Origin of the sequence: Muribacter muris, assembly GCF_004569585.1 — a bacterium.
GTDB lineage: Bacteria > Pseudomonadota > Gammaproteobacteria > Enterobacterales > Pasteurellaceae > Muribacter > Muribacter muris.
The window spans coordinates 1-4,837 of the sequence record NZ_SPPA01000048.1 but is presented as its reverse complement, the minus strand read 5'-3'; the positions used below and the strand labels follow the sequence as shown (position 1 = coordinate 4,837).

The following is a 4,837-nucleotide window of genomic DNA, read 5'->3' as shown; positions in this document are numbered from 1 at the left end:
TCTAAAACCAACGCGCCCTCTTCACTAAAGGTTTCCAGCTTATTCACATTGATAACGCTGTTTTGATAAGTGTTACTGCTGCTGTTCGATTTACCCCGACCGACATTCACCCCCGCTTCTAACCCGACGCCGTAACTGTTTCCGTTAAAGCCGATAAATATCTATTTCCTTTCTGAAAATTTAGATAAACTCAAGCGGTCTGTTCTTCACTCATTTTTGCAAAATTTATAAAGAAACAAACCGCTTTTATATACTATATTTTTAAGTATATCAAAAATCTAATTTGATAAATGGAAATGTTTTTTTAAAACGTTCTAATATATGTGGGTTTTGCTCTAAGGCATCTAGAGCTTTCTTTTTAGATATATCAAATAAAGAACCAAACCTTTTAAGTCCAATTCCATAGATCGCAGATATTTCAAATTCTGTTAATTTTGAATCTGGAACAAACCCTATAATCCTCTTATAAAGATGAATCTTTTCATTTTCCTCCATATCAATAATATCCCATATAAAATCAGGTATCTCATTAATATTATTTTCTTTTATTAAAAATAGAAAATATTCTTTGAATTCATTGAAGGTTATCGCTATTCCCTCACACCATATAATGAACCCTAGAAGAGATGAATCATCTCTTGAAAAACCTCTTAAATAATTCTGTTTATTTTCCATTTTTCATTCCTTCTCCACCTATATGACCAGTCTTAATATGTTTATCTGTTGGAACTAATTGCATTCTTCCCGTGTCTTGGTGATGATGCCAAGTATAACCAGGAATTTTACTATCACCTCTAAAAATAGCATCTAATTGATTATCTGTGAAATTAGCTTTATTAACTGATCCATTACGAATACTATTTTCTAAATCTTTAGTTGCCATTTTCATTTGATCTTTGTAGGACAAATTACTAAATATAGAAATATTTAATCTCGTATCATATTGAGCAATATCATCAAAAATTGGAAATCCTTTTGTATCAAACGGAACACCACTTACTGAATGTTTTTTTCCAGCAAGCTTCACGTTTTTAGCATTACTTGGTGGCACTGTCTTTGATGTAACAAGATCTTTTCCATACTGCGTTTCAAAACTTTCTCTTATTTGTTTAGAATCATAAATCCCCTGTAATGATTGTTTAAATAATGAATTCGCTTTATCTAAATGCTGTTTAGCAACTTCCGTATTACCCAGTTTCTCCGCTTTTCTCGCATTTTGATACGCCACCTTAGCTTCTTTTAACGGCTTAGTAACAATATCTGCACCCGGAATAATCCCCACCGAAGCAAGTAAATAATCTATGCTGTCTTCTGCTTCGGCAAAAGATTTCGCATCGCCTAATACCGGTGTGAAATCCGCTGCAATACCTAAAGCATCTGTAAAGATCTTAAACTGTTCTTCCTTAAGTTTTGCATAAGCCTCAGGGTCATTTTTTCTTAACTCCTCCTCTTTTTTCCACTCTGTATAAGATTGCCCGAAAGAGTTATGCTCCACCGCATTCTTCGCACTTGCCATCGACATCGCCGCCGTTTCGCCATTACCCCCCGCGACCGTCGTCGCTAACGCCGACGCCACCTGGCTTAACGCCACAACCTGTTGTTTCTCTCCCTCCGTCAGGTCGTTCGGCGATTTCCCAAACACCACCCTCGACAATATCTCCGCACTGCTTTCCGCAACAATCCCTGCCAAGGCCCCTAACGACGGGCTGCGCCCCGTCAGTTGGAACTCCACCGCTGATAACAGACCGTGGGCGATTTTGTTTTCTATCGAGTTCTCCGCCGTATACGCTTTGATAAATTGGTTCGCATACGGCGATAATCCGCCCACCAACGCTTGGGCGTTATTCCCCGTTACCAAACCTTGTAAGATACCGCTTGCCGCACTCACCCCTCGTTTAAAGGCACTGCCCGTTCCGTACGTTTTATCGTAGTCCGATTGTAAGGTGTTTAACGCTTTTGCCGCCGCCTCATAACCCGCATCTTTGGTAAAGTTTTCTGGTAAAACACCCGCTTGTCTCAACCGCTCCGCCTCTTTGCCTAATGCCAGCTTCGCGTTTTCTATCCTCTCCCTGTCGCTGTGGGTGTAAATCTGCTCCGCATTGTTCACGATATCCGCAACCACTGCCGCCATCGCCTGCAATTCTTGCACCTTGCTCATATCCGCTTGGCTCACTTTGCGGTTGGCATTGGCAACATCACGGTGTAAGCCCGATAAGGTCTCCGCGACCGTTTTCCCCGTTTTCGCTTTTTGACCCGCTTCATCCCGGATTGTCATATCGATATTGCCGCCTACGGTCGCGTAGGTCGTGCTCTGTTCCCGTTCGTTCCGGTTACCCGGTAAGCTCATCAGCGTACTCATCGGGTTAAATTGATCGCACTTTATTTTCAATTACCGACCAAATAATGAAGCCCAAAATCCTTTTTTAGTCTCAGTTTTTTTCTGCTGCGCCTCTTCCATTCTTTGCTTGACGTCATTCACCCAAACCTGATGAGGCGCGTCAAAATTAAACTGCGTCATAAAATCATAGGGTATCTTATATTCCGGCAATGGGTTGATTTCTATCAATTCTCTTGGGGCGATCGGACTATCAATCCCCAAATTAAAATTATGAATTGCCGCAATTTTTGCATACATCACCACCTGTGGCTGTATATAAAAATCAAAATGTAAAAGTGTCTCTCTTGCGGCACGTTTCGCCAATTTGATGTCTAATAATTTTGATAATGCCTCTTTCATTCCTTCGACATTTTTATCCGCCAAGGCTACATAGAATTCATGATCGGGAACTCGTTTTAAATAATTGCGGGCTTTCTTTTCATCATTTAAAAAAGTCAATGCTCGTTCTTTTAATAATTGCCAATCTCCCGTTAAGGCTAATAGAGTATTCGCATTAAAAAAAGCCCTTGCATCAGTGCGATCGTAGGGAACGGAAAGATCTACAATTTCATCACGATGGGTTACCAAATAATCAAGCAACGTTGGGTTATCTGAAAGCAAAATTAAGGCGAAGAACCTTGTGTTATAACCATTATAAGCCCACTGAAAATCGTACTTAGAGAGAATTCTTAAAAAACCGGCAACAAATGCATTTTCTTTAAATCCTGAGAGATTATTTTCTAATAAAGACTTAGAGGCGAATGCACTATGATAATCAGCAAGTGTGCTTATCGAAAAAAATACATTTCCCCCAAAATCATCTATTAATTTAATCCTTTTAAACAGTTCAAAATTAGAGTTATCTGAAAACCAAACAACTCTATCAAAAGTAAACTTCTTAGCCTCTTCATACGTTTTAGCAATATCACTGCCTAAAAATATTTTATATTTTTCTGTCATTCTATCCTCCTCATTTTTTATCAGGAATCTTAACGGGTAATAATAGAACCTTATTATTGGTTTTATCCACACCCGCTATGATTGTTTTTATAGGTTTTTTATTATCAATAGCATTTTGTATCGCTATTTTTGCAGAATCATTATCAGGCAACTTCTCAGCAATAACGTTAATCCATTCTTTAGATAACTGATTGGTATTTTTAGCTCCTTTAGAACTCACCTGAATTGCGCCATTATGTTTGAGTTGTTTACTATCAATAATAATCACCGAGCCGTCTTTACCCAAAAGTACATGATCAAAACCATTATTTGAGCCATATTTTCCGCCTTTCAAAGGCTCATAACCTGAACGTTTCGCTAAATCATGAATTAGTGCTTCAGTTTTATTCCCTTTGATGTCGCCATTTTTGATAATATCATCAATCAAATTTTGTTCTACTTTACTTGTTGCTTTTACTTCACAACTTGCCGCACAAACTTTAGTTGCATTGATAAATCCTTTATCCGTAGAAACTGCCACAGAATCAATTTCATTAATTACCTTATTTAATGTGGTATGATTGACAACCCTATGCACTTGATGTGTCGCAAAATCAGCCACATTTGTGCCTGCTTTTTTCACCAATGTTGCCGATTTCTGCAACAACTTCGCTCCCGCAGCACCAACAACCATTCCGCCAACCGGTGTTGAACCAAAGTTACCCAAGATATAGCCTTGCATTTCGCCCGCAAGAGCCGGATCATTTTTGACAGCATTCTCATAGTGTTGATTCCATTCATCCATTGAAACATAGACTTTCTCTATCACTTCATTCGGATGGGTTACTGCATAAGCAAGTGATTTTACGGTTTCATCAAGATTTAAGATGGCTTCCGCCGTTTCAACCACGTTGTCTTTAAATCCTTTCGACTTGCCTTGTTGCATCGCATCATAATAAGCTTCCGCTTGCTCGTTATTACCGTTGAAATATAGTTTTGAAAAGAGTTTGATGCTATCTATTCTATCTTGGTGCGGATCGACATCAAAGAAGTTATGCTCCACTGCATTCTTCGCACTTGCCATCGACATCGCCACCGTTTCACCATTCCCCCCCGCAACCGTCGTCGCTAACGCCGAAGCCACTTGGCTTAACGCCACAACCTGTTGTTTCTCTCCCTCCGTCAGGTCGTTCGGCGATTTCCCAAACACCACCCTCGACAATATCTCCGCACTGCTTTCCGCAACAATCCCTGCCAAGGCCCCTAACGACGGGCTGCGCCCCGTCAGTTGGAACTCCACCGCCGATAACAGACCGTGGGCGATTTTGTTTTCTATCGAGTTCTCCGCCGTATACGCTTTGATAAATTGGTTCGCATACGGCGATAAACCGCCCACTAACGCTTGGGCGTTATTCCCCGTTACCAGACCTTGTAAGATACCGCTTGCCGCACTCACGCCTCGTTTAAACGCACTGCCCGTTCCGTACCCTTTATCGTAGTCCGATTGTAAGGTATTTAACG

Annotated in this window: 4 protein-coding genes and 1 pseudogene; all 5 read right to left on the bottom strand. The window is 40.4% G+C overall.

From position 1 onward, the window contains the following. Positions 1 to 155 (bottom strand): annotated as a pseudogene (locus E4T80_RS13355) (hemagglutinin repeat-containing protein); the annotation flags it as partial. Positions 156 to 270: 115 nt separating this feature from the next. After that, entirely contained in the window at positions 271 to 675 is a 405-nt protein-coding gene (locus tag E4T80_RS12320; RefSeq protein WP_135058688.1) for a hypothetical protein, read from the bottom strand. Further along, positions 665 to 2,389, bottom strand: a complete 1,725-nt coding sequence (locus E4T80_RS13050; protein WP_209304381.1) for an HNH endonuclease — start codon at positions 2,387 to 2,389, stop codon at positions 665 to 667. The genes E4T80_RS12320 and E4T80_RS13050 overlap by 11 nt, the downstream gene beginning before the upstream one ends. Continuing rightward, positions 2,390 to 3,337 carry an immunity 49 family protein gene (locus E4T80_RS12310; protein ID WP_135058686.1) on the bottom strand — a complete coding sequence of 316 codons (948 nt, stop codon included), beginning with the start codon at positions 3,335 to 3,337 and terminating at the stop codon, positions 2,390 to 2,392. Positions 3,338 to 3,347: 10 nt separating this feature from the next. After that, a partial coding sequence (locus tag E4T80_RS12305) for a VENN motif pre-toxin domain-containing protein (RefSeq protein ID WP_135058685.1) occupies positions 3,348 to 4,837 on the bottom strand: 1,490 nt, incomplete at its 5' end.